Here is a 23,869-nt window from a genome sequence, read left to right on the forward strand (position 1 = left end):
GCGTCTGACCATGATCCCGAACCTGAATCTCGTTCCCTTCGTCAGCGTCGACCATATGATGAAGCTGGTGCTGCACATCGGCGTGGAGCGCTTCCTGACCGAGCTGTCGGCCTATGTCGAGGAGGATTTCCGCCGCTGGGAGAGCTTCGACAAGACGCCACGGGTCGCCTCGCACAGTGCGGAGGGCGTGATCGAGCTGATGCCGACCAGCGACGGCCGGACCTATGGCTTCAAGTACGTCAACGGCCATCCGAAGAACACGCGGGAGGGGCGGCAGACCGTGACCGCCTTCGGCGTGCTGGCCGATGTCGGCAACGGCTATCCCGTGCTGATGACGGAGATGACCATCCTGACGGCGCTGCGCACCGCCGCGACCTCCGCCGTCGCGGCCAAGCATCTGGCGCCGAAGGATGCTGCCTGCATGGCGATCATCGGCAACGGGGCGCAGGCGGAATTCCAGGCGCTGGCCTTCAAGGCGCTGCTGGGCATCCGGAAACTGCGGCTCTACGACATCGACCCGGCGGCGACGCAGAAATGCGTGCGCAACTTGCGCGACCAGGGCTTCGAGATCACCGCCTGCAAATCGACCGAAGAGGCGGTGGAGGGTGCGCAGATCATCACCACCGTCACCGCCGACAAGCAGTACGCCACCATCCTGACCGACAACATGGTCGGGGCCGGGGTGCACATCAACGCGGTCGGTGGCGACTGCCCCGGTAAGACGGAGCTGCACCGCGACATCCTGCTGCGGTCGGACATCTTCGTCGAATATCCGCCGCAGACGCGGATCGAGGGCGAAATCCAGCAGCTCGCTCCCGACCATCCGGTGACGGAGCTGTGGACGGTGATGGCCGGGCAGGCGGTGGGGCGGCGCGACGCGCGGCAGATCACGCTGTTCGATTCGGTCGGCTTCGCGACGGAGGATTTCTCCGCCCTGCGCTATGTCCGCGACAAGGTGGCGGGGACGGGATTCTTCGAGAATCTGGACATGCTGGCCGATCCGGACGAGCCGCGCGACCTGTTCGGCATGATCCTGCGCGCGGCCAAGCCGGCCCCGGTGGGCGAGGCTGCCTAGAGTGTGATCGGTTCAAGCGCAATCGCTTGAAGCGTGAATCACACGGAAAACCAAATGCTTAGAGTCTGTCTAATGCTTCAATAAGCATCGGACAGACTCTAGGGGGAGAGGCGCTTTACCCCGCAGCCTCCCCCTCCGCCAGCGCCTGTTCGGCGCTGAGTTCCTCAAGGTCCAGCTCCGCCTCCAGACGGTGCAGCACCGTGTCGTGGATGCGGCCGCCGCGGTGCAGGTCGAGGATCTCCGTGCGGGCGGCGCGGTTGGCGGCCAGGATGGCGGCGAAATGCTCGCGCCGGTCCTCCGTCAGCATGCCTTCGCTCTCATGGAAGCGCTCAGCCATCGTCGCGCGGTGGCCGTACTGTTCGAGCAGGCGGGGGTGGCGCTGCCGTCCGTCGGCCGTCCCCGAACGCTCGCGCACCGCGTCCAGCGCCGCGCGGGCCATGCGGATGCGGGCTTCGGATTCCGACAGGGTTGGGCGCCGCTCCAGCGTGAAGCCGCCCAGCCGCATCCTGCGGATCAGCGGGGCGAGCGTGGTCGCCTGCCCCAGGATCGACACCAGGATCACCGCCCAGGTGGTCGCCAGAATGATGTCGCGGCCGGGAAACTCCACCGGCACCGACAGGGCGACGGCAAGGCTGACCACGCCGCGGATCGCCGCCCAGCCCATGATCACCGGCACCGCCACCGACGGGTAGGGATCGCGCCGCCGCAGGCTTGGGAACAGGAAGCGGGGCAGGTAGGTCGAGGGGAAGAGCCAGGCGAAGCGCGACAGGATCATCGCCAGGGTGACGGCGACGATCATCGGCAGCAGGTCGGTCAGGCCGGTGCCGGCGGCCTCCAGCCGGCCCAGCACGCCGCGCAGCGACAGGCCGATGATGATGAAGACCATCGATTCCATGAGGAACACCGCCACCGCCCACACCGCGTTGGCGTGGGTGCGCAGCTGCGCGGTGAACAGGTCGTGCTGGCGCCGGCCCATCACCAGACCGCAGCCGACGGTGGCGAGCACGCCCGACACCTCCAGCGCCTCGCCGCCCAGATAGCTGCCCCAGGCGGCGAGGAAACCGCCGACGATGCTGAGCGGCACGTCGCGCAGGCGACCAAGCAGCAGTGCCGCGATGTGGCCGAAGACCACGCCGGCCGCAACACCGCCGATGGCGAGCCACAGGAACTCCAGCGAGGCGTGGCCGGCCTCGAAGGTGCCGGTCATCCCTGCGGCGATGGCGATGCGGAACAGAACCAGCCCGGTGGCGTCGTTCACCAGGCTTTCGCCCTCCAGCAGGGTGACGATGCGCGGCGGCAGCGGCAGTCCCTTCAGCGCCGCCTTGGCGGCAACGGCGTCGGGCGGCGACAGGATGGCGCCCAGCGTGAAGCAGGCCGCCCAGGGCAGCGACGGCATCACCAGATGGGCGGCCACCCCGACCGCCAGCGTGGTGAAGGCGACAGCCCCCACCGCAAGCTGGATGATGATGCGCAAATTGGCGCGGAAATCGCTCCACACCGTGAAATAGGCGCTGGCGAACAGCAGCGGCGGCAGGAACAGCAGCAGGGTCAGATCTGGATCGGGCGTGATCTCCGGCAGGCCGGGGATCAGGGCGAGCGCGATGCCGCCCAGCACCAGCACGGCCGAGGGCGGCATGCGCAGGCGCTTGGCCGCAAGTTCCAGCACGATGATCGCCGCCATCAGGCCGAGGACGAGTTCGAACTGACCGGATGGCGACATGCTGGGGTCCGCTGTGCTGTTGTCGTGGAGGGTGATGAGGCCGGGGCGCTTTCCTTCGCTTACCGGTTTATGCCCAAGCGGCGGCGCATCCGCGAGACGATTGCGGCAAGCGCGAAGCCGCCGACCAGCCCGATATGTTCGAAGAAGGCGTTGGTCGCCATGAAGCGCTCCGGTCCGGCCATCGTCCAGAAATCATTGGCGATCAGGGCGGCCAGGACGGTGAAGACGCCGAGCGCGCCGGCACCCAGCCACAGTGCACGGTCCAGCAGGATCAGCAGCGGGCCGACCAGCTCGACCAGGATGGTCAGGGCTGCCCAGAGTGCCGGCGGGGTGAGGCCGAAATGCGCCTGCTCGGCGACGGCGCCCGGCCAGTCGGTGAGCTTGACCAAACCGCCGAGGAGGTAGGCGCCGACCAGGGCCAGCCGGGCCAGCAGCCATGTGCCGTCCCAGTCGAGGATGCGGTCGACGATGCGGTCCGCCGGACGTTCGAAGGAGCGGAGGGTCATGGCGAGGGACCGTTTCGGTTTTGGGGGAACGCAAAATCGTGAGGGGGAGGGCGCGCTTCGCGCACCACCAAGGGGCATGCTGCCCCTTGGCAATCCCCTGGCACAGGCTGCGCCTGTGCTACCCCCTCACCCTGACCCTCTCCCCGGAGGGGAGAGGGAACTTGCTTCGGGAAGGGTGGGATCAAACCGCCCAGCAGCCGCAGCCGAGCGCACCCCAGAAGGATTGCACGTCGGCGGCCGGCACGTCGGCGGCGTAAGCGGCGGCGTGGTCGTGGCCATGGACGCCGCAGCCGGTGGCACAGCCGCAGGCGGAGGCCAGCGCCTGACGCTGGCTGTTCGCACCGGCGTCGGCCGACTTGTAGTAGCCGCCGAAGGTGCGCACCGGCGACCAGTCCGGCATCGGCTTGGGCAACTGCGGCGCCAGCGGGCCGTAATCGCCTTCGCCATGCACCACCGCACCGCCGAGCATGGTCAGGACGGAGGTCAGGTGGACGATGCGGTCCTCCGGCACCGAGAAGAAGTCGTCGGACAGCACGGCGAGGTCGGCGAGCTGTCCGGCCTTGATCTGGCCCTTCTTGCCCTGCTCGTTGGAGAACCAGGTGTTGGCCTCGGTCCACAGCCGCAGCGCCGTCTCGCGGTCCAGCAAATTGGCGCGCGGATAGAGGCTGAGGCCGCCCACCGTCCGGCCGGTCACCAGCCAGGACAGCGAGACCCAGGGGTTGTAGCTGGCGACGCGGGTGGCGTCGGTGCCGCCGCCGACCGGCAGGCCGGCCGCCATCATCTTGGCGATGGGCGGGGTCCGCTCCGCCGCCTTGGCGCCATAGCGCTCGACGAAATATTCGCCCTGATAGGCCATGCGGTGCTGGACGGCGATGCCGCCGCCGAGTGCGGCGATGCGGTCGATGTTGCGGTCGCTGATCGTCTCGGCATGGTCGAAGAACCAGTGCAGCCCGTCGAAGGGAACGTCGCGGTTGACCTTCTCGAACACGTCGAGCGCGCGGCTGATCGTCTGGTCATAGGTGGCGTGCAGGCGCCAGGGCCAGCGGTTCTCGGCCAAGAGGCGGATCACCGGCTCCAGATCGCCTTCCATGTTGGGCGGCATGTCCGGGCGGGCGACGCGGAAATCCTCGAAATCGGCGGCGGAATAGACCAGCATCTCGCCGGCGCCGTTGTGGCGGTAGCGGTCGTCGCCGTCTCCCGGCTTCACCTTCGACGCCCAGCCGGCGAAGTCGGCCAACTCCTCCTTCGGCTTCTGGGTGAACAGGTTGTAGCTGATGCGCAGGGTCAGCTCGCCGTCGGCATGCAGCTTTTCGACGATGGCGTAATCGTCGGGATAATTCTGGAAGCCGCCGCCGGCATCGATCACCCCGGTCACGCCCAGCCGGTTCATCTCGCGCATGAAATGGCGGGTCGAGTTCAACTGATACTCGGGCGGCAGCTTCGGCCCCTTGGCCAGCGTCGAATAGAGGATCGTCGCGTTGGGCTGGGCCAGCAGCAGGCCGGTCGGGTTGCCGGCGGCGTCGCGCACGATCTCGCCGCCGGGCGGGTTCGGCGTGTCCTTGGTGTAGCCGACGGCACGCAGGGCCGCGGCGTTCAGCAGGGCGCGGTCGTAGAGATGCAGGATGAAGACCGGCGTGTCGGGGGCAGCGGCGTTCAGCTCCTCGATGGTCGGCAGGCGCTTCTCGGCGAACTGGTGCTCGGTGAAGCCACCGACGACGCGGACCCACTGCGGTGCCGGGGTGATGGCTGCCTGCTGCTTCAGCATCGCCATGGCGTCGGCGAGGCTCGGCACGCCGTCCCAGCGCAGCTCCATGTTGTAGTTCAGGCCGCCGCGGATGATGTGCATGTGGCTGTCGATCAGCCCGGGAATCACCCGCCGGCCCTTGGCGTCGATCACCGTCGCCTGGGGAGCCGCGGCGCGCACCTCCGCCTCCGTGCCGACGGCGAGGAAGCGGCCGTCGCGGATGGCGATGGCGCTGGCCTGCGGGTTGGCGCGGTCGAGCGTGGTGACCTTGGCGTTGACGAGGATCAGATCGCCGGCGGCTTGATTCGGGGCGGCAGTGTTCGGCATGGCGGCATTCCCGGGTCTGGACGCGAGGGTGGACAGCAGCGGCGATGCTAGCAGGGAAGCGGCGGCGGTTCCCGCCATCGCCTTGCGACGATCAATGGGGCGATCGATGGGGGGAGGCGTCACGCCTTGTCTTCCTTGGCAGCCGGCGGCGTCTCAGCCCCGGCATGCGGCCCCAGCACATGGCGGGCGCAGTCGGTCTGGATGAAGGCGAGCACCGGCTCGCCGGCCACCAGCCGCTTGACGACGGGCACCACCTGTTCGCCGACCAGTATGCCGAGCAAACCGATCAGGGCGATGGTCGGCGGCGCCGGGGAACGGACCCCAAGCAGCGCATAGATGACGCCGACCAGGATGCCGGCACCGCCCGAAAGAAGATAGGGCATCATGGGGTCCGCTCTCCCGCTTTCTGGAATGGGGGCCGGCGCCCGGTCGGAACCGGGCGCCGGCAAGGCATGCAGGCAGGGATCAGGCGTGCTCGTGCTTGAGGCCGCCGACCACCTTGTGCGGGAATTCGCCGCGCTGCGGGGCCTTGTGGACCATGGTGTAGGCGTAATCGACGCCCATGCCGTACGCGCCGAAATGCTCGCGGACGATGGTCATCACGCCGTCGTAGCTCTCGCGCTTGGCCCAATCGCGCTGGATTTCCAAGAGGACGTTGACCGCGGTGATGGAATGGGCGCCGGCCTGTTCCATGCGGCGGACCGCGGCGTCATGGGCCTCCTTGGAGGTGCCGCCCGAGCAATCGGTGACGATGTAGACCTCGAAGCCTTCCTCAATGGCGCACAGGGTCGGGTAGAGCAGGCAGGCTTCGGTCCACAGCGCGGCGATGACCAGCTTCTTCTTGCCGGTCGCCTTGACGGCGGCCACCAGCTCTTCGGAGTCCCAGCTGTTCATCGAGGTGCGCTCGATGGGGTCCTGCTTCAGCACGTCCATCAGTTCCGGCCAGATGTAGCCGGAGAAGCTCTCGGTCTCCACGGCGGTCACGATGGTCGAGGCGCCGAACAGCTTGGCGGTCTTGGCGAGCGCGATGGTGTTGTTCTTCAGCTGCTGGCGGTCGATGTTGACCACGCCGAAGGACATCTGCGGCTGGTGATCGATGAAGATGAAGACGGTGTCGTCGGCGTTGATGAGCGACTTGGCGTTGAAGGTCATGATCGTTTCCTGTTCCGTATGGATTTTTAAGGGGTTGGCTGCCGTTTTCGTCGGCGCCGCCGTCTGAAGGGACAATGGCATGGGGCGGCTATTCGGGACAATCAGATAGGTTGGAATATGATTGTTGCAAATTTAAGGACAATGTCCCGCAGGCCGGTCAGGCGCGGATGAAGGCCAGCAGTTCCTCGTTCACGAGGTCCTTCTGCGTGGTGCACATGCCGTGCGACCCGCCGGGAACGACCTTGAGGGTGCCCTTCGGCAGCATCGCCGCGGCGGCCTTGCCGGTGGTGGCGAGCGGGACGACCTGATCGTCGTCACCGTGCAGGACCAGCGTCGGGACGATCATCTTCTTCAGATCGTCGCGCTGGTCGGTCTCGGAGAAGGCCTTGATGCACTCATATTCGGCCTGAAGGCCGCCCATCATGCCCTGAAGCCAGAAGCTGTCGATGACGCCCTGCGAGACCTTGGCGCCCGGCCGGTTGTAGCCGTAGAAGGGGGTGGTCAGGTCCTTGAAGAACTGCGAGCGGTCGGCCTTCACGCTGGCGCGGATGCCATCGAAGACCTCCAGCGGCACGCCGTCCGGGTTCCAGCCGGTCTTGACCATGATCGGTGTGATGGCGCCGATCAGCACCGCCTTGGCGACGCGCGACACGCCGTGGCGGCCGATGTAACGGGCGACCTCGCCGCCGCCGGTGGAATGGCCGACATGGACGGCGTTCTTCAGGTCCAGCGCCTCGGTCACCGCGGCCAGATCGTCGGCGTAATGGTCGAGATCGTTGCCGAAGCCCGGCTGCGACGACCGGCCATGGCCGCGGCGGTCATGGGCGATGGTGCGGTAGCCGTGCTGGGCCAGGAACATCATCTGGTCTTCGAAGGCGTCGCCGGTCAGCGGCCAGCCATGGCTGAAGACCACCGGCTGGCCGGTTTGCGGACCCCACTGCTTGACGTAGATCTGGACGCCGTCCTTGGTGGTGACGTGGCTGCCCTGGAGCATGGGTTTCGTTCCTTTGGTCTGGTCTGGGCGGGTGGCCGTCTTTTCGGCGGCGACGGCGGTGCCGGCGACCGCGGTCAGCAAGCCGCTGCCCCCGACGGCAAGGGCGGCGCTGCCGGAAAGGACCGTCCGGCGGGACGGATGAAAATCCTGGGTGGTCATGCGAAGTCCGTTCGGGGCCGGGCCGGCAGGACCGGCGCCGGCTGTCTTGGTGAACGGATGTTAGGGAAATGGCCGGGCGGGGGATTGCCTCTTCGGAACGGCTTTTGCCGGTTCTGCGCATCCCGCACCGTAAACGCGAAAAAGCCGGTCCCCGTACAGGAGGACCGGCTTTTCGTAGGGATAGTACCCTCTCCCGAGGCGGGAGAGGGTACTATCCCGCCAACGACACCCAGGCGGCGTCGCGGCGGCTGGACTCGACGGCGCCATGGATGAAGCGCACGCCGCGCACCCCATCCTCCACTGTCGGCAGCGGCACGTCGGCAGGGGCCGGGCGGCCGTCGATGCTGGCGGCGATGCGGTCGGCGGCGTCGCGATAGATTTGCGCGAAGCCTTCCAGATAACCCTCCGGATGGCCGGCCGGGGTGCGGGAGATGCCGCTTGCCGCCGGCAGGCTGCCGGCACCGGCGCGCAGCAGGGTGCGGGTCGGCTCACCCAGCGGGGTGAAGCGCAGCTCGTTGGGCTGCTCCTGCTGCCACTCCAGCCCGCCGGCCTCACCGAAGATGCGCAGGCGCAGGCCGTTGGTGGTGCCGGGGGAGACCTGGCTGGCCCACAGCATGCCGCGGGCGCCGCCGTCGAAGCGCATCATGATGTGGGCATTGTCGTCCAGCCGCCGGCCGGGCACGAAGGCGGACAGGTCGGCGGCAAGGTGGGTACAGTTGAGGCCGGTCACGAACTCCGCCAGATGGAAGGCATGGGTGCCGATGTCGCCGATGCAGCCGGCGATGCCGCTCTGCGCCGGGTCGGTGCGCCAGGAGGCCTGCTTCTGGCCGCTGGCCTCGAGGTCGGTCGCCAGCCAGTCCTGGGCATATTCGGCCTGGACCACCCGGATGCGGCCCAGCATGCCCGACGCCACCATGGCGCGCGCCTGCCGGATCATCGGATAGCCGCTGTAATTGTGGGTCAGGACGAAGACGAGGCCGCGGCTGCGCACCAGTGCGGCCAGCTCCTCAGCCTCCTCCACCGTGTGGACCAGCGGCTTGTCGCAGATGACGTGGATGCCGGCTTCGAGGAAGGCCTTGGCGGCGGGGTAATGCAGGTGGTTCGGCGTGACGATGGCGACCGCGTCGATGCCGTCGGCGCGGGCAGCCTCGGCCGCCGCCATCTTGTGGAAGTCGTCGTAGCAGCGGTCGGGCGCCAGAAAAAGCTCGGCTCCGCTGGCCCGCGCCCGCTCAGGGTTGGAGGACAGGGCGCCGGCCACCAGCTCGTAACGGTCGTCGATGCGGGCGGCGATGCGGTGGACCGCGCCGATGAAGGCGCCCTGGCCGCCGCCGACCATGCCGAGCCTCAGCCGTCTGGAGAAAGCGGGTGTTTGATCCGGGCTCATGATGCCCCTTTCCCCAGACCGAGAATCCGGCGGTTCGCCGCCTCGTCAGTGCCGGCATCGGCGAAATCGTCGAAGGCGCGGTCGGTGACGCGGATGATATGGTCCTGGATGAAGCGGGCGCCTTCGGCGGCCCCCTGTTCCGGATGCTTGATGCAGCATTCCCATTCCAGCACCGCCCAGCCGTCGAAGCCGTACTGGGTCAGCTTGGAGAAGATGCCGCTGAAATCGACCTGCCCGTCGCCCAGCGAGCGGAAGCGTCCGGCGCGGTCCTTCCACGGCGCATAGCCGGAATAGACGCCCTGCCAGGGGGTCGGATTGAACTCGGCATCCTTGACGTGGAACATGCGGATGCGGTCGCGGAACACGTCGATGTAGCCGAGATAGTCCAGCTGTTGCAGGACGAAGTGGCTGGGATCGAACAGGATGTTGCAGCGCTCATGCCCGCCGATCCGGTCGAGGAACATCTGGAAGGTGGTGCCGTCGAACAGATCCTCGCCGGGATGGATCTCGTAGCAGAGGTCGCAGCCGGCCTCGTCGAAGGCGTCGAGGATCGGCCGCCAGCGCTTCGCCAGCTCATCGAAGGCGGTCTCGATCAGGCCGGGCGGGCGCTGCGGCCACGGATAGAGATAGGGCCAAGCCAGCGCGCCGGAGAAGGTGGCGTGGGCGGTGAGGCCGAGGTTCGCGGATGCCTTGGCGGCGAGGTGCAGCTGCTCTACCGCCCAGGCCTGCCGGGCGTCGGGACGGCCATGGACCTCTGCCGGGGCGAAGCCGTCATAGAGCGCGTCGTAGGCAGGGTGGACGGCGACGAGCTGGCCTTGCAGGTGGGTCGACAGCTCGGTCAGTTCGACGCCGGCATCGGCCAGCGTGCCCCTGATCTCGTCGCAGTAGGTTCGACTGGTCGCGGCCTTGTGCAGGTCGAACAGGCGGCGGTCCCAGCTGGGGATCTGCACGCCTTTGAAGCCGAGGCCGGCGGCCCAGCGGGCGATGCCGTCCAGCGAGTTGAAGGGGGCTGCGTCGCCCGCGAACTGGGCGAGGAAGATCGCCGGGCCTTTGATGGTCTTCATGGGTCTGGCTCCCCGGTTTTCGGGAGGTGTCGGCTGGCGGCTGTCCCCCTTAACCCTCCCCCGCTGGGAGGGGGACGGTCAGGGGGACTGACGAACCAGGGATCAGTACGGCGAATCCGGGAAGTAGAACTCCTTGGCGTTCTCCTTGGTGATCAGCGCCGACGGGATGATGTAGGTCGCCGGCAGCTTGTCGCCCTTCAGACGCGCCTCGGCGGTCATCTTGATGGCGTCGTAGATGAACTTCGGCGAATAGGACACGTCGGCGTGGATCAGCGGGTTGGAGCCGTCGAGGATGGTCTTCACCATCGTTTTGGAACCCGCACCGCCGAACACCTCCTTGATGTCGGTGCGCTTGGCCTGCTCGATGGCCTTCAGCACGCCGAAGGCCATGTCGTCGTCGGCGGCCCAGACGACGTCGATGTCCTTGAAGCGGGTCAGGAAGTCCTGCGTCACCTTGAAGGCGTCGTCACGGTTCCAGTTGGCGTATTTGCCGTCGAGGATCTTGATGTCCGGATACTGCTTCAGCGCGCCGGTGAAGGCCTCCCAGCGCTCGTTGTCGAGCGTGGTCGGGATGCCGCGGAGCGCCACGATGTTGGCCTTGCCGTTGTATTTCTTGGCGATGTATTCGGCCGGGATGCGGCCGAAGGCGGTGTTGTCGCCGGCGATGTAGGCGTCCTGCGCGCTGGGATCGGTCAGGCCGCGGTCGACGACGGTGACGTAGACGTTCTTCTTCTTCGCCTGCAGCACCGGCTGGGTCAGGGCGGCGGATTCGAAGGGGAAGATGACCAGCGAGTCGATCTTGGTCACCGTCACCAGATCCTGAAGCTGGTTCGCCTGCTCCGGCGCGCCGCTGGCGGTCTTGACGGTGATCTTCAGGTTGGGATGGGCCTTCTCAAGCTCCGCCTTCGCCTGATTGGCCCACCAGACGATGCCGCCGGTGAAGCCGTGGGTGGCGGCCGGGATGCTGACGCCCAGCTTCACCGTGTCCGCCGCGAAGGCGACGCCGCCGAGGCCGCCACCGAGGGCGACCGTCGCGGCCATGGCGACACCGGCGCCCAGGACGAGACGGCGGGTATAACGCGCAACTTCCGACATGACGTTTCTCCTCCTCTTGATTTTTTAAGGACGCCGGCGCTGCAGGAAGGCGACGGCGATGATGACGCAGCCCTGCACCGCCGCGTTCAGGTAGACGCTGATGATGCTGGTCAGGTTCAGGATGTTGCTGATCACCGACAGCAGAACCGCACCGATCACCGTGCCGGCAATCCGTCCCTCTCCCCCCTTGAAGGAGGTGCCGCCGACGATCACCGCGGCGATGGCCTCCAACTCCCACAGCAGGCCGGTGGTGGGGGAGGCGGAGCCCAGGCGCGGCACATACAGCACCGTGGCGATGCCGACGCAGACGCCGAGCAGCCCGTAGGTCAGCAGCTTCACCCGGTCGACATCCACCGCGGCGAAGCGCGCCACCTGCTCGTTGGAGCCGATGGCCTGGACATAGCGGCCGAAGGCGGTGCGGTTCAGCAGGACGGCACCGGCGACCGACACCACCAGGAAGACCCAGACCGGCACCGGAATGCCCAGCAGGCTGCCGTAATAGACCGGGCCGTAGGCGTCCGACAGGTCGTTGTCCAGCGTGATGGCGCCGCCGTCGGCCAGCCAAGTTAGCACGGCGCGGAAGATGCCGAGCGTGCCCAGCGTGACGATGAAGGGCTCGATCCGCCCGCGTGTGATCAGATAGCCGTGCGCCAGCCCGAAGCCGCCGCCCAGCAGCAGGGCGAACAGCATGCCGAGCGCCACGACGACGACCGGCGAGCCGACCGATCCGGACAGCGCATTCATCAGCAGGATCATGCCGCCGGCGATCAGCGCCGCCATCGACCCCACCGACAGGTCGATCCCGCCGGAGATGATGACGAAGCACATGCCGATGGAGATGATTCCGATGAAGGCCGTGCGGGTCAGCACGTTCATCATGTTGTCCCAGGTGGCGAAATCCGGGTTCAGCGCCGTGCCGACGATCAGCAGCAGCACCAGCCCGACGACCGGGCCGAAGCGGTGCGGATCGACGCGGCGGGCGGGCTTGCCTGTGGGCATGGTGCCGGCCTCAGTGACGGGCGTGGGCGCCGATGTCGGTGCCGGCGTTGGTCCCGATGGCATGGGCAATCAACTCCTCTTCGCTGAGCCGGTCGGCGGGCACGGTTGCGGCGACCCGGCGCCCGCGCATCACGATCACCCGGTGGCAGAGCCCGATCAGTTCGATCAGTTCCGATGAAATGACGATCACGCCGCGCCCTTCGGCAGCCAGCCGCGCGATCAGGAAATAGATGTCCCGCTTGGCGCCGACATCGACGCCGCGGGTCGGCTCGTCCAGCACGAAGACGCGCGGGTCGGGCTCCAGGAACTTGGCGATGGCCAGCTTCTGCTGGTTGCCGCCGGACAGCGACGACGCCGTGCCCTGCGGGTTGCCGCGGATGCCGAAATTCGCGACGGCATGCTCCAGCGCCCGATCCTCCGAGGCCGGCGACAGCAGCGGCTGGGCATGGTGGCGCAGCGTCATCAGGGTCAGGTTGTCGCGCAGCCCCATGGCGACGTGCAGGCCCTTGCCCTTGCGGTCCTCGCTGAGATAGGTCAGGCCGTTCCGCATCGCCTCGCGCGGGTTGCGCAAGGACACCGGGCGGCCTTCGATCTCGACCGTGCCGCCGCTGCGCGGGCGCAGGCCCAGGATGCCCTCGAACAGCTCGGTGCGGCCGGCGCCGACAAGGCCGGCGAAGCCCAGGATTTCGCCGGGATGGAGGTCGAAGCTCACATCCTCCGCCCAGCCGGGCACCGTCAGGCCGCGCACCGCCATCAGCGGCTTGCCGAGGGCGGGCATGCGCTTGTCCGGGAACATGTCGGTCAGTTCGCGCCCGACCATCAGCGTCGCCATGCGCTGGCGCGGCGTCTCGGCGGTGGGTGCGCGGGCGACGAAACGGCCGTCACGCATCACGATCACCTCGTCGGTGATGCGCTCGACCTCATCCAGCTTGTGGGAGATGTAGACGATGGTGACGCCGTCCCGCCGCAGCCGGTCGATCAGCCCGAACAGCCGGTCGCATTCCGACGGCGTCAGGCTGGCCGTCGGCTCGTCCATGATCAGCAGGCGGGCGTTGCGCAGCTGGGCCTTGGCGATCTCCACCAACTGCTTCTCGGCGACGATCAGGTCGCGGACCTTGGTGTCGGGGTCGCGCTCGAAGCCGACTTGGCGCAGGGCCTGGGCCGCCTGCTCACGCATCGCGCGGTCGTCGAGCAGCCAGCCGCGTTTGATCTCGTGGCCGAGGAACATGTTCTGGGCGACGGTGAGGTCGTCGGCGAGGCTGAGTTCCTGATGGATCAGCACGATGCCGCGCTGTTCGGCGTCGCGGGAGTTCCGGAAGGTCACCGCTTCGCCGTCGATGCTGAGCGTGCCGGAGGTCGGCGCGTGATAGCCGGCGAGGATCTTCATCAGCGTCGATTTGCCGGCGCCGTTCTCGCCCAGCAGCCCATGCACCCGGCCCGGATGCAGGTCGAAACTGACGCCGTGCAGTACCCGCACGGGTCCGAATTCCTTGGTGATGCCGTCGAAGGCGACATGCAGGCTCATGGCTCCGCACCCCCTGACGGCCTCTCCACCAACCGCAAGCCTGCGGCCGGGCGGATACCGTCCATGACGTTTCTCCCACTGCGAAGCGTGTCGTCCCGTAAGACGCCGCTTCGTTCGTTGGGCTGATGGTAAGCCCGCCGCTTTGGACAGACAATGGCCGACTTCGAACATAATTTGGCAAAAGTGGGTAAGCTGTGATAGGGAAGGAGACACGCGTCGTTCGGAAAGGCACTCGTCGATGGTTGACTGGCAACGTCTGTCGGACGGCGAGCGCGCCCTGCTGGAGCGGCTGTTCTGGGCGGGTGGCCTGTCGCGGGGCGAACTGGCGGCGTCGGTCGATTTCTCCAAGAGCAAGGCCAACCTCGCGATCTCCAGCCTGATCGGCCGCGAACTGATCGAGGAAGGCGGGGTGCAGCCTTCGTCGGGCGGGCGGCGGCCGGAGGTGCTGCGGCTGAGCCACCGGATGGGGGTGCTGGCGGGAATCGACATCGGCGCCACCAGCATCGACGTGGCTCTGCTCGCCCCCGACATGACGGTGCTGGACCACAGGTCGGAAGCGGCGGACGTGCGCGACGGCCCGGCGGCGGTGTTCGGGCGGGTGCGGGCCCTGCTGCGCGAGGCGCGGGAGCGGATGGGGATCGGGCCGGGCCGGGTGCTGGGCATCGGTGTCGGCGTGCCGGGGCCGGTCGCCTTCGACAGCGGCATGCTGGTCAACCCACCGCTGCTGCCGGGGTGGGAGACCTTCTCGATCCGTGAATTCCTGGCGGAGGAGTATGCCGCCCCGGTCTTCGTCGACAACGATGTGAACATCATGGCGCTGGGCACGCACTGGCGCCTGCGCGGCCAGCTTCAGAACTTCCTGGTGATCAAGGTCGGCACCGGCATCGGCTGCGGCATCATCTGCCACGGCCTGGTCTATCGCGGGCGGGACGGGTCGGCGGGCGACGTCGGCCATATCTGCGTCGATCCGCAGGGGCCGGTCTGCCATTGCGGCAATGCCGGCTGCGTCGAGGCGATGGCGGCCGGACCGGCCATCGCGCGCATGGCGGAGGACGCGGCGCGGGGCGGCGAAAGCCCGCGGCTGATGGAGGTGCTGGAGCGCAACGGCGCGCTGACGACGGTCGATCTCGGCAACGCCAGCCGGGCGGGGGATGCGGCGGCCACCGCCATCGTCCAGCAGGCCGGCGGCCATATCGGGCGGATGCTGGCCGCCGTGGTGAACTTCTTCAACCCGTCGCACATCTTCATCGGCGGCGGCGTGGCGCGGATCGGGCCGCTGCTGCTGGCCTCGATCCGGCAGAGCGTCTATCGGCGCTCGCTCGCCCTCTCCACCCGGCATCTCGACATCCAGTATGTGCCGGAGGTCGAGAGCGCCGGGGTGATCGGCGCCGCGGTGATGGCGGTGCAGGAAACCATGCTGGCCGGACCGACGACGGGGACTGGCGTCACGCCGCCCGCACGGCGGTGATGAAGGAGGTCACCTCGCCGCGCAGGGTTTCGGCCTCGCGGGCAAGGCTGCTGGCGGCGTCCAGCACCTCGGTGGCGGCGGAACCGGTCTCCAGCACCGCGTGGTTGACGCCGACGATGGTGGAGGACACCTCGGTGGTGCCGCGCGCGGCCTCCGTCACGTTGCCGGCGATATCGCGGGTGGCGGCGCCCTGTTCCTCAATGGCGGCGGCGATGGTGGTGGTGATCTCGCTGATGCGGCCGATGGTCTGGCCGATGCCGTGGATGGCGTCCTGGGCGCCGCCGGTGGCCTGCTGAATCTCCTTCACCTTGGCCTGAATCTCGTCGGTGGCGCGGGCGGTCTGGCTGGCCAGCGCCTTGACCTCGCCGGCGACGACGGCGAAGCCCTTGCCGGCCTCCCCGGCGCGGGCCGCTTCAATGGTGGCGTTGAGCGCCAGCAGGTTGGTCTGTGCTGCGATGGTGTTGATCATCTCCACCACATGGCCGATCTGGTCGGCCGCCTCCACCAGCGTGCGCATGGTGCTGTTGGTCCGTTCGGCCTGGGTCACCGCCTCGCCCGAGATGCGGGTGGAGGCGGCGATCTGCCGGCCGATCTCCAGGATGGAGGCCGACAGCTCCTCGGTCGCCGACGCCACGGTCTGGACGTTGACGGACGCCTGTTCGGAGGCCGCGGCGACGGCGGTCGCCTGCGCGCTGGCATGGCTGGCGGTGGTCGACATGGCGCCAGCGGTGCCCTGCATCTCGGTGGCGGCCGATGCCACCGTCTCGACGATGTGCATGGCCTTGGCATCGAAATCGCGCATCAGCGCTTCCAGCCGGGCGGCCCGCGCCTCCTTGGCGGCCTGTTCGCGGGCCTGCTCCGCCGCCAGACGGTCGGCGGTCAACATGCTGTCGCGGAAGATTGTGACGGTCGCCGCCATGCCGCCGATCTCGTCGGCGCGGCCCAGGCCGGGGATGGCGACGGCCATGTCGCGGTCGGCCAGACGCCGCATCGCCTCGGTCATCTCGCGGATCGGATCGCTGACCCGGCGCTTGGCGACGACCATGCCGATGACGGTCAGAAGCACGGCGGCCACCACCAGAAGTCCGGCGATGACGGCATCCTGCGTCGCACGCGCGGCCTGCGCATCGGAACGGACGACCATGCGGTCCACCGCCGCCAGGGCGGCGTCGACGATGTAGCCCTGGCTGGCGGTGTCCTGCTGGCGCAGGGTGCCGATTTCGACCGGAGATTTGCGGCCTTCGGCGAGGGCGGCGAGCACCGCCTTGCGCTGCTCGACCAGCGGGCCTTCGAAATTCACCTTGGCCTTTTCGACCGCCTCGCGGATCCGGTCGGGCGTGTCGGGGCGGGAGGCCGATTCCCTGACCAGGGCCCAGGCCTGACCGGTACGGCCGATGGCCTCCGCCACTGCCTGCGCATCGGCCGGCGTCCAGGCCTGGCCGGTGGCGACCGCGGTCTGGATACGCAGCGCCATGCCGCCGGCATTCAGCCGGGTGTTCCAGGCGGCGCGCTTGATGCCGAGCAGATGGTCGATCATCGGATCGGCCAGTTTCAGCGATCCGTCCAGCAGATCGGTCGCGGCGGTCAGCGCGTCGAGATAGGCGACCGGCGCCGTCGCCCAGGCCTCCGCCACCGCCGGATCGCGGGCGGGTTTGCGCTGGCGCAGCGCGCCATCGGCCTGCCGGCGCAGGGCCGCCAGCGTGTCGTGGGCGGTGCGCAGCGTCGCGGCCGCAGCCGGCAGGCCGGGAAGGTCGAGCGCATCCAGCTTGGCGGCGATGGCGGCATAGCCGTTTTCCGCCACCGCGCGGTTGGCGGCGATGTCGCGCAGTTCGGCGTCGCCGGCCGGCTCCTCCGCCCCCAGCGCCGGGCCGACCAGACCGCGCTCCAACCGGATCGCCAGCAGCGTGCGCAGCAGGTCGCGGCTGGTCTCGCTGAGGGTGGCGACCCGCTGGGCGTTGCGGGTGCGGTCGACGACGTCGATCAGGGTGACACTGCTGGTGGCGATCAGCAACAGCCCCAGCGCGGCGACGACAAGTCCAAGGGTGGCGCGGATCGACAGCCGCGAAAGGAGCGGGATCATGGTCTGGTCCTGTCTGTGCGAAAGGTTGGAGCCGTTGCGGACGGCGCGACACCGTTCCCCCTGCCAGGGCGGGTCTTGGAAACCGGTCAGGGCCTGAACCGAAGACGATACCGGAAACCGGCTATGCGGTTTCGGTTCATCCCCGGTTGACAATGGCGCCGGTCTTCCGCGACGGCTTTCCTCCGACGTTGATATATTAATATGCTAATGCGGATAAGGTCGGGAATGCAGGCGAAATCCAAGTATGGATCAAAATGCCGCAGCACCTTGCGAGCGGGGGCAAAGGCAGATCTCCGGCTTTTAAAATAAATACTTAAGTCCAGGAAGTGGCGTTATTTGTACGCAACGGTCGCGGTGCTTGATCAAAAACGCCCGCCGCGACTCCCATCCGGCCCACCACCGAACCCTCCGCCGAACCCTCCTCTTGGGCCGCCATGGGGCGAACCGCCATCCCCCGGCATGGAGCCCCGTCCCCGGCCGGGACCGCCGAATCCTCCCCCGAACCCACCGCCGGTCGGGGCGGCGGTGGACTCCGGCGAGGCGCCCGTGGAAGAGGGCGGGCTGGCCGCACGGGCGGCACCGGAGGCGGAGCTGCCGTCCGGGCCAAAGTTGGGGCCGGCAGCGGGACGCTGGCCGGTGGCCGGCTCGCCATAGGGGCCGCCATAAGGGCTGGGTGGCGCCCCCCATCCCGGATGGGTGCGCACGCCGTCGAGCGGTCCTTCCGGCCTCTCCATGGCCGGCCTCTCCATGCCCAGCCCCTCCATACCCGGTGCGTCCTGCCCCTGCGGGCCGTCGGGGCGCATGCCTGCCCGTGCCAGCCCGGCGGCACGGGCGGCGGGATCGGCGCCGTCGAGCGAGCGGCCTCCCAGGCGTTGGGCGCCGAAGGACCGGCTGCGGTCGATTCCGCCGCCGGCCGTCACCACGCTGTCGATCACCACACGCGCAGGCGCGGCTTTGCCGTCGGGCCGGCCGATGCGCGGGCCGCCCGGACTCGTCGTCTGCCCGGAGGCATCGACATAGGTTTCGATCGACAGGGCGTTGACCGTGCTGCCGAAGGGATTGAAGGGATCGGATTCCACCGCGAGCGCCGCGGCGGGATCGGGCTTGCCGGCGACGCGGACCATGCTGCCCACCGCCGGGAGGGCGCCGGTCAGGCTCCGGCCGCGGGACAGCGTCAGCCCGGCGACGGTCAGCGTCTTCGCTGTCACGGAGTCCAGCCGTCCGCGCAGGACCCAGCCGCGCGCCGGCTCCCAGGGATCGACGCGGCTGGCGTCGATCACCCCATCCGGCCGGCGCAGGCCCGAGATCGCGACCCAGCGTCCGGGGGTGAGCGCCGTGGTGCCCTCCGCCTCGGCAAGGTCGATGCGCTGTCCCAACACCAGAGCGCCGCCGGTCGCCGTCCGGTCCACCGGGCCGGCGACAGCGAAACGCACCTCCAGCGTCTGCGCCGTCAGGCCGGTCGGCCCGCCCGGGGCGGCGGTCATGGCGACCGTCTGGCCGATCCGCACGTCGCCGGGCTGGGCCGGCCGGCCTTCGATCCGCACCTGGGTCGTCTGCGGCAGATCGACCCGCAGGCCGTTGACCCAGACGCTGCCGAAGGCGGTGACGGTTCCGACGATGCCGGTGCTGGTTATGCCGGTGCCGCCGATGCCGCGGTCGGCGACGGAAACGCCGGTGCCGCCGATGCCCCGGTCCGCCACTCCACCATCCCGGTTCTGAGAGGGACCGCAGCCGGCGGCGGCCAGCATCAGCGTCAGCAACAGCATGCGGCCAAGGGGGGCGGGCTTGCGGATCACGATGCCGCCGCTCCCTCGCCGGCCCCGGCATCCTGCCGCGCAGGATCGCCGGCCTCTTCCTCGTCATAAAGGTAGAGGCCGGCGGTGAAGCGGTAGCCGGCGTCGTCGCGGCCGGCGTCGCCATCGGCGAGATCGGTAGCCAGGCGGTTCAGCTCGACCAGCATCGCCATGCCCAGCCGGTCGGCCTCCCGCCGCAGGACGGCGACCGAGTCGGGGCTGAGCCGGTCATAGGCGAGCGCCCGTTCCAGGAACGGCGGCGTGCTGCCCGCCAGATTGTGACCGGACGCCGCCAGATGGTCGGCAAGGTTGCGGCCGTAATAGTAGGCGAGCTTGTCCAGGTCGCCGCGCGGCACATGCGCCGCCTCGGCAAGGTCGAGCAGCCCGTCCGGCCGTTCCGTCACCAGTCCGGCATGCAGAAGCTCGTCCAGCAGGGCGCGCGGGCGGATGTCCTTGCTGATGCCGGTCACCAGCGTTTCGAAGCCGGCTTCGCCATCGGAAACGCGGGGCAGGGGGCGGGGGCGGCCGTCGGTGTCGAGGAAGGCGGCGTCGGTCAGCCAGCGGCTCAGCACCTGGGCACCCAGCGACGGGGCGGCGGCGGCGGCGGCCTCCGCGACCGGCGGCGCGCTGCGGATCTGGCTGACATCCTTGCGGTGGACGCCGGTCAGCAGGGTGATGCGGCTGTCGGTCATCGGCTTTCCGGGCAGCGCGAAGCCGCGCTCCGCCACCTCGACATACACCGACTTCAGAAGGTTCGCCAGCATCGGCCAGGAAATGCCGAAGCCGATCAGCGTCCGCACCAGCGGAACCAGCAGCCGGCGCACCGCCGTCAGCAGCGCCGGCGGCGGTGCCGCCCCGGTGCTGCCGGCCACTGTCGCGCGGTCTGGTTCGGGGCTGCGGATCGGCACGCGCCTGACACTCCGGCGGTTGGGGGCTGGGTCCTGTATCGATCTGAGGACCGACGTGACAATAGCGCGGCGGAAGGGAAAGGGAATCACCTTTTCGCTTGATGTGGGAAATTTTCCCACTCATCATGCCGGACATGCGACGGTCGCCGTGGCTGCGCAGTGCCAGGAGGACCGTCGAGGTCCGCCGAGGTTTAAGGAGCGGTCGCCCGGCCGTAGCCAGCATGAGCCTGTCATCGTTCGATCATCAGCCCGCCCGCCAGCCCGCTGGCCGTGACTGTCCGGCCCCCGCTATGGCGCGCGGGGCGCAGAGCCTGCCGCCGGTCCTTCCCTTCCGAACGCGAGCGTCCGACATGGCGTCGTCCATCGCCCGTCACGCGGTCACCAACCGGTCCGCTTTGATCCGCAGTTGCCTGTTCGGGGTGGCGGCGAACCTGCTGGTGGCCGGCAGCGCACTCTATGCCCGGCCATTGCAGGATGCCCTGTGGGTGGGGGGCGACGATGGCAGCCTTCTTCTGCTGGTGGCCGTGGCGCTGAGCCTGTTCGCCCTGCATGCGATGCTGGAGTTGGCGCAATCGCGGGAGCTGGCGCGGCTGGTGCCGTCGGGTGCCGCCACCGGGTGGTTGCCGCGTCTGTGGGTGCTGGAGGCGGCATGGGCGCCGGTCCATCTGGCGGTGCTGGCGCTGGTGACTCCGCTGATGGGTGCCATGGCGCTGGCCGGAGTTGCGGCGCTGGCGGCGATGATCGCGGTGGGGGCGACCGGGCCGGCGCATGCCGCGGGCGGGCAGTCGCAGCTCGCCCGGCTGGCCGGAGCCGACAGCTTCGGCTGCACCGACGGCTTCCTCGCCGGGCTGGGCTTCTGCGAAACCGTCTATCGCGTATTGATCGTCGGGCTGGGTGCGGCGCTGCTGATGCGCGGCGACCTGACGCCGGGGCTGTTCGTCGCCGCATCGCTGATCGGCATCGCCGCGATGCGCGCCGCTGCCCGGAGTGCCGCCCGCTGGCATGGCGGCCGGCAGGCGGCGGCGGTGCTGCTGATGGCCGGGCGGGTGTAGCGCTTATTCGATAACGCATTGAAAAGCCGGCGCGCCCAGCGATGGGCGGCCGGCTTTTTCCATGTCAGGATCTCAGAGCGCCGGCCAGGCCTCCGCGACCAGCCGGCGGACCTCGTCGGCGCTGTCGGTGCCGAGGGCGGCTTCGGCGACGCGGCGGCAATCCTCCATGCGCAGGGTGCGGATGAACGCCTTCAGGTCGGCGATCACCGCCGGGGTGGCCGACAGTTCGGTGACGCCGAGGCCGATCAGCAGCGGCGCCGCCATCGGGTCGGAGGCGGAGCCGCCGCACACCGCGACCACCCGGTCATGGGTCTTCGCCCCCATCACCGCAAGGCGGATCAGCCGCAGCACGCCCGGATGCAGCGCGTCGAGCTGGGCCGCCACATGCGGGTTGCCGCGGTCCATCGCCAGCACATACTGGGTCAGGTCGTTGGTGCCGATGGACAGGAAGTCGGCCACCGCGCCGATGCGGTCGGCGATCAGGGCGGCGGCCGGCACCTCGATCATCGCCCCCAGCTCGATGGGTTCGGCCCGGCCGAGCTTTGCCCGCTCCTCATCCACCATCGCCCGCACCGCCTGGAGTTCGGACGGCGAGGCGATCATCGGCACCATGATGCGGCAGACGCCGGCCGGCTTCACCCGCAGGATGGCGCGGATCTGCGCGCGCAGAAGCTCCGGCTCGCGCAGGCCGACGCGGACGCCGCGCAGGCCGAGCACCGGGTTCTCCTCCTTCGGCAGGGGCAGGTAGGACAGCGGCTTGTCGCCGCCGACATCCAGCGTGCGGATCACCAGCGGCCGGCCTTCCAGCGCGTCGGCGATCTGCTGGTACTGCTGGTACTGCTCGTCCTCGGTCGGGGCGGACTGGCGTTCCAGGAACAGGAACTCGGTGCGCAGCAGGCCGCAGCCCTCGGCACCCTCCACCACCGCGCCGGGGGCGTCGCTGACCCGGCCCAGATTGGCGAACACCTCGATCCGCGTGCCGTCGGCCATGCGGCAGTCCTCGCGGGAGGTGAGGCGGTTCTCCTCGCGGCGCGCCGTGCGGGCGGCGACGGCGGTCCGGGTTGCCGCCAGCGTGTCCTCCGGTGGGAAGACCAGCAGCTCGCCGCGGTTGCCGTCGATCACCACGGGGGCGCCGTCCGGCACCCGCTCCGCCTGCCGGCCCAGCGCCACCACGGTCGGCACGCCCAGCGCCGCCGCCAGGATGACGGCATGGGAGGTCGGGCCGCCATGCGCCATGCCGATGCCCGCCAGCCGTCCGGCCGGAACCCCGGCGAGGTCGGAGGGCAGGATCTCGTCGGCCAGGACGATGCTGCCCGACGGCAACTCGGCCAGCCCGACGTCGGGCCCCTTGCCGGACAGGGCGGTCAGCACCTGCTGTTCGAGGTCGCGCAGGTCGGCGGCGCGTTCGGCCATGCGGGGATCGGCGAGGGCGGCCAGGGCGTCGGCCTGGAGGCGCGCCGTGCGCTGCCAGGACCATTCGGCGCTCTTGCCGGCCCGGATGTCGGCGAGCGCCCCGTCCAGCAGTTCCGGATCGTCCAGAAGCTCCCGGTGGGCCTGGAAGATGGCGGCGTGTTCGGGCATCCGCTGCGCCGATTGGGCCAGACCGACGACGACCTGCTCCAGCGCCCGGCGCAGGCGCGGCTCCTCGACATCCGGGCCGGCGCCCTGTTCGACCACGCGCACAATGCTGCGGAACCGGCGGATGACGGCGCCGACCGCCTGTCCCGGCACGGCGATGGTGCCCTTCAGCAGCACCTCCTCGCCGGGGGCGAAGGGCGGGCCGACCTCTTCCTCGGCGGCCGGCTGGGCCGGGATGGCGGTGGCAGCCGGCGCGACCTGTTCAGCGGCAGCGGCCGAGGCACCGGGGACGACCGGATCGCCCAGCCCGCCCTCGATCAGCACGGCGATGCTCTCCGCCATGTCCTGGGCGCCGGGGCCGGCGGTGCGCACCGTCAGCCGGTCGCCGAGCATGGTGCCGAGCCCCATCAGGGCGACCACGCTCTTGGCGTTGGCGCGGCGGTCGCGGCAGTGGATGGTGACGGTGCCGGGATAGGCCTTGGTCGCGGCGACCAGGGCCGCCGCCGGCCGGGCATGCAGCCCGCTGGCGATGGGCAGCACGACGCTCCGCTCGCCGGTTTCCCCGTCGCCGTCTTCTCCCGAGTCGGGAGCGGCGGCGGGAAGTCCGGCATCGGCGCCGCTGCCGCCATGGACGGTCATCGCGGCGTCGCCGGCGGCGATCTCGCGGTTCACGGACTGGCCGTCGACGGTGTAGCCGTCATTCACCACCACCATCATGCTGACCAGGCTCTGCGCCCGGCTTCCCACCAGATCCATGTCGAAGCTGATCAGGCGGTCGCCGGTCTTCACCGATTGCCCGTCCTGGACATGGGCGGTGAAGCCCTCGCCGTTCAGGCCGACGGTGTCGACCCCCAGATGCAGCAAAATTTCCGCCCCGCTGGCGGTGCGGACGGTGCAGGCATGGCGCGCCCGGTGGATCGACAGCACGGTGCCGTCGCAGGGGCTGCGCAACTCGTTCACCGTGGGGTCGATCCCCATGCCGGTTCCGACCAGCCCCTGGGCGAAAGCGGGATCGGGCACCTCGGACAGCGGCATGGCCCATCCGGCCAGCGGGGCTGCAAGCGTGATCGCGATCATGTGGTTCGGTCCTCTTTTCTTATCGCCAGACCGCAGCGGGCATCCCCTGGCGGGCGTCTCCTGTATCGGACGCCGTCTGTGCGCAGACGCCGCATAGCCCAAGCGCAATTCTCGTCATATGTTATCGAAAGATCCCGTCCGGGAAAGGCGGAAGCCTGCGGCCAATCCG

The 23,869-nt window shown here is 69.2% G+C and carries 18 protein-coding genes; 3 read left to right on the forward strand and 15 right to left on the reverse strand.

Going from position 1 to position 23,869, the window contains the following annotated elements; genetic code table 11:
- The first annotated feature begins 4 nt into the window (after positions 1-4).
- Positions 5-1,075, forward strand: coding sequence for an ornithine cyclodeaminase (locus tag ABNQ39_RS27835; protein WP_376965051.1), 1,071 nt, complete (start codon positions 5-7; stop codon positions 1,073-1,075).
- A 115-nt stretch (positions 1,076-1,190) separates the two neighbouring features.
- Here ABNQ39_RS27835 and ABNQ39_RS27840 read toward each other — a convergent pair whose 3' ends face one another.
- From ABNQ39_RS27840 to ABNQ39_RS27890, 11 genes are all read right to left on the reverse strand, one after another.
- Positions 1,191-2,795, reverse strand: coding sequence for a Na+/H+ antiporter (locus tag ABNQ39_RS27840; protein ID WP_376964624.1), 1,605 nt, complete (start codon positions 2,793-2,795; stop codon positions 1,191-1,193).
- Between the two features lie 59 nt (positions 2,796-2,854).
- Positions 2,855-3,301, reverse strand: coding sequence for a DoxX family protein (locus ABNQ39_RS27845; RefSeq protein WP_376964626.1), 447 nt, complete (start codon positions 3,299-3,301; stop codon positions 2,855-2,857).
- Positions 3,302-3,482: 181 nt separating this feature from the next.
- Positions 3,483-5,372 (reverse strand): amidohydrolase, encoded by a 1,890-nt coding sequence (locus tag ABNQ39_RS27850; RefSeq protein ID WP_376964628.1) that lies wholly within the window; start codon positions 5,370-5,372, stop codon positions 3,483-3,485.
- Positions 5,373-5,491: 119 nt separating this feature from the next.
- Positions 5,492-5,758, reverse strand: coding sequence for a XapX domain-containing protein (locus ABNQ39_RS27855; protein ID WP_376964630.1), 267 nt, complete (start codon positions 5,756-5,758; stop codon positions 5,492-5,494).
- A 79-nt stretch (positions 5,759-5,837) separates the two neighbouring features.
- Entirely contained in the window at positions 5,838-6,524 is a 687-nt protein-coding gene (locus ABNQ39_RS27860) for a hydrolase (RefSeq protein ID WP_376964632.1), read from the reverse strand.
- A gap of 157 nt (positions 6,525-6,681) precedes the next feature.
- On the reverse strand, positions 6,682-7,677 hold the full coding sequence (locus tag ABNQ39_RS27865; protein ID WP_428846418.1) for an alpha/beta fold hydrolase: 996 nt from the start codon (positions 7,675-7,677) through the stop codon (positions 6,682-6,684).
- A gap of 211 nt (positions 7,678-7,888) precedes the next feature.
- A complete protein-coding gene (locus ABNQ39_RS27870; RefSeq protein WP_376964634.1) occupies positions 7,889-9,061 on the reverse strand; it encodes a Gfo/Idh/MocA family protein in 1,173 nt (390 codons plus the stop codon).
- Complete coding sequence (locus ABNQ39_RS27875) at positions 9,058-10,125, reverse strand: sugar phosphate isomerase/epimerase family protein (protein ID WP_376964636.1); 1,068 nt, start codon at positions 10,123-10,125, stop codon at positions 9,058-9,060. Before ABNQ39_RS27875 ends, ABNQ39_RS27870 begins: the two co-directional genes overlap by 4 nt.
- Before the next feature lie 102 nt (positions 10,126-10,227).
- Positions 10,228-11,220, reverse strand: a complete 993-nt coding sequence (locus tag ABNQ39_RS27880; protein ID WP_376964638.1) for a substrate-binding domain-containing protein — start codon at positions 11,218-11,220, stop codon at positions 10,228-10,230.
- Between the two features lie 24 nt (positions 11,221-11,244).
- Positions 11,245-12,219 carry an ABC transporter permease gene (locus tag ABNQ39_RS27885; RefSeq protein WP_376964640.1) on the reverse strand — a complete coding sequence of 325 codons (975 nt, stop codon included), beginning with the start codon at positions 12,217-12,219 and terminating at the stop codon, positions 11,245-11,247.
- A gap of 10 nt (positions 12,220-12,229) precedes the next feature.
- Complete coding sequence (locus tag ABNQ39_RS27890) at positions 12,230-13,744, reverse strand: sugar ABC transporter ATP-binding protein (protein ID WP_376964642.1); 1,515 nt, start codon at positions 13,742-13,744, stop codon at positions 12,230-12,232.
- Between the two features lie 238 nt (positions 13,745-13,982).
- Here ABNQ39_RS27890 and ABNQ39_RS27895 point away from each other — a divergent pair, with 238 nt between their 5' ends.
- Complete coding sequence (locus tag ABNQ39_RS27895; RefSeq protein ID WP_376964644.1) at positions 13,983-15,212, forward strand: ROK family protein; 1,230 nt, start codon at positions 13,983-13,985, stop codon at positions 15,210-15,212.
- On the opposite strand, the gene ABNQ39_RS27900 is transcribed toward ABNQ39_RS27895, so the two are convergent.
- The 3 genes from ABNQ39_RS27900 to ABNQ39_RS27910 form a co-directional block, all read right to left on the reverse strand.
- Positions 15,190-17,292 (reverse strand): methyl-accepting chemotaxis protein, encoded by a 2,103-nt coding sequence (locus ABNQ39_RS27900; RefSeq protein WP_376964646.1) that lies wholly within the window; start codon positions 17,290-17,292, stop codon positions 15,190-15,192. The genes ABNQ39_RS27895 and ABNQ39_RS27900 overlap by 23 nt on opposite strands.
- A gap of 362 nt (positions 17,293-17,654) precedes the next feature.
- A complete protein-coding gene (locus ABNQ39_RS27905; RefSeq protein WP_376964648.1) occupies positions 17,655-19,088 on the reverse strand; it encodes a DUF5666 domain-containing protein in 1,434 nt (477 codons plus the stop codon).
- On the reverse strand, positions 19,085-19,993 hold the full coding sequence (locus ABNQ39_RS27910; RefSeq protein ID WP_376964650.1) for a DUF6502 family protein: 909 nt from the start codon (positions 19,991-19,993) through the stop codon (positions 19,085-19,087). The genes ABNQ39_RS27905 and ABNQ39_RS27910 overlap by 4 nt, the downstream gene beginning before the upstream one ends.
- 350 nt (positions 19,994-20,343) lie before the next feature.
- Between ABNQ39_RS27910 and ABNQ39_RS27915 the strand changes: the two genes are divergently transcribed.
- Positions 20,344-21,045 carry a hypothetical protein gene (locus ABNQ39_RS27915; RefSeq protein ID WP_376964652.1) on the forward strand — a complete coding sequence of 234 codons (702 nt, stop codon included), beginning with the start codon at positions 20,344-20,346 and terminating at the stop codon, positions 21,043-21,045.
- A 72-nt stretch (positions 21,046-21,117) separates the two neighbouring features.
- Here ABNQ39_RS27915 and ptsP read toward each other — a convergent pair whose 3' ends face one another.
- Positions 21,118-23,700 (reverse strand): phosphoenolpyruvate--protein phosphotransferase, encoded by a 2,583-nt coding sequence (gene ptsP / locus ABNQ39_RS27920; protein WP_376964654.1) that lies wholly within the window; start codon positions 23,698-23,700, stop codon positions 21,118-21,120.
- Positions 23,701-23,869: the final 169 nt, after the last annotated feature.

Source organism: Azospirillum sp. A26 (assembly GCF_042604635.1).
GTDB classification, from domain to species: domain Bacteria; phylum Pseudomonadota; class Alphaproteobacteria; order Azospirillales; family Azospirillaceae; genus Azospirillum; species Azospirillum palustre.

Bases quoted from the DNA above. Each gene is read 5' to 3' on its own strand.
- ABNQ39_RS27840 (WP_376964624.1), bottom strand. From the start codon at position 2,795: ATGTCGCCATCCGGTCAGTTCGAACTCGTCCTCGGCCTGATGGCGGCG.
- ABNQ39_RS27845 (WP_376964626.1), bottom strand. From the start codon at position 3,301: ATGACCCTCCGCTCCTTCGAACGTCCGGCGGACCGCATCGTCGACCGC.
- ABNQ39_RS27850 (WP_376964628.1), bottom strand. From the start codon at position 5,372: ATGCCGAACACTGCCGCCCCGAATCAAGCCGCCGGCGATCTGATCCTC.
- ABNQ39_RS27855 (WP_376964630.1), bottom strand. From the start codon at position 5,758: ATGATGCCCTATCTTCTTTCGGGCGGTGCCGGCATCCTGGTCGGCGTC.
- ABNQ39_RS27860 (WP_376964632.1), bottom strand. From the start codon at position 6,524: ATGACCTTCAACGCCAAGTCGCTCATCAACGCCGACGACACCGTCTTC.
- ABNQ39_RS27865 (WP_428846418.1), bottom strand. From the start codon at position 7,677: ATGACCACCCAGGATTTTCATCCGTCCCGCCGGACGGTCCTTTCCGGC.
- ABNQ39_RS27870 (WP_376964634.1), bottom strand. From the start codon at position 9,061: ATGAGCCCGGATCAAACACCCGCTTTCTCCAGACGGCTGAGGCTCGGC.
- ABNQ39_RS27875 (WP_376964636.1), bottom strand. From the start codon at position 10,125: ATGAAGACCATCAAAGGCCCGGCGATCTTCCTCGCCCAGTTCGCGGGC.
- ABNQ39_RS27880 (WP_376964638.1), bottom strand. From the start codon at position 11,220: ATGTCGGAAGTTGCGCGTTATACCCGCCGTCTCGTCCTGGGCGCCGGT.
- ABNQ39_RS27885 (WP_376964640.1), bottom strand. From the start codon at position 12,219: ATGCCCACAGGCAAGCCCGCCCGCCGCGTCGATCCGCACCGCTTCGGC.
- ABNQ39_RS27890 (WP_376964642.1), bottom strand. From the start codon at position 13,744: ATGAGCCTGCATGTCGCCTTCGACGGCATCACCAAGGAATTCGGACCC.
- ABNQ39_RS27895 (WP_376964644.1), top strand. From the start codon at position 13,983: ATGGTTGACTGGCAACGTCTGTCGGACGGCGAGCGCGCCCTGCTGGAG.
- ABNQ39_RS27900 (WP_376964646.1), bottom strand. From the start codon at position 17,292: ATGATCCCGCTCCTTTCGCGGCTGTCGATCCGCGCCACCCTTGGACTT.
- ABNQ39_RS27915 (WP_376964652.1), top strand. From the start codon at position 20,344: ATGGCGTCGTCCATCGCCCGTCACGCGGTCACCAACCGGTCCGCTTTG.
- ptsP (WP_376964654.1), bottom strand. From the start codon at position 23,700: ATGATCGCGATCACGCTTGCAGCCCCGCTGGCCGGATGGGCCATGCCG.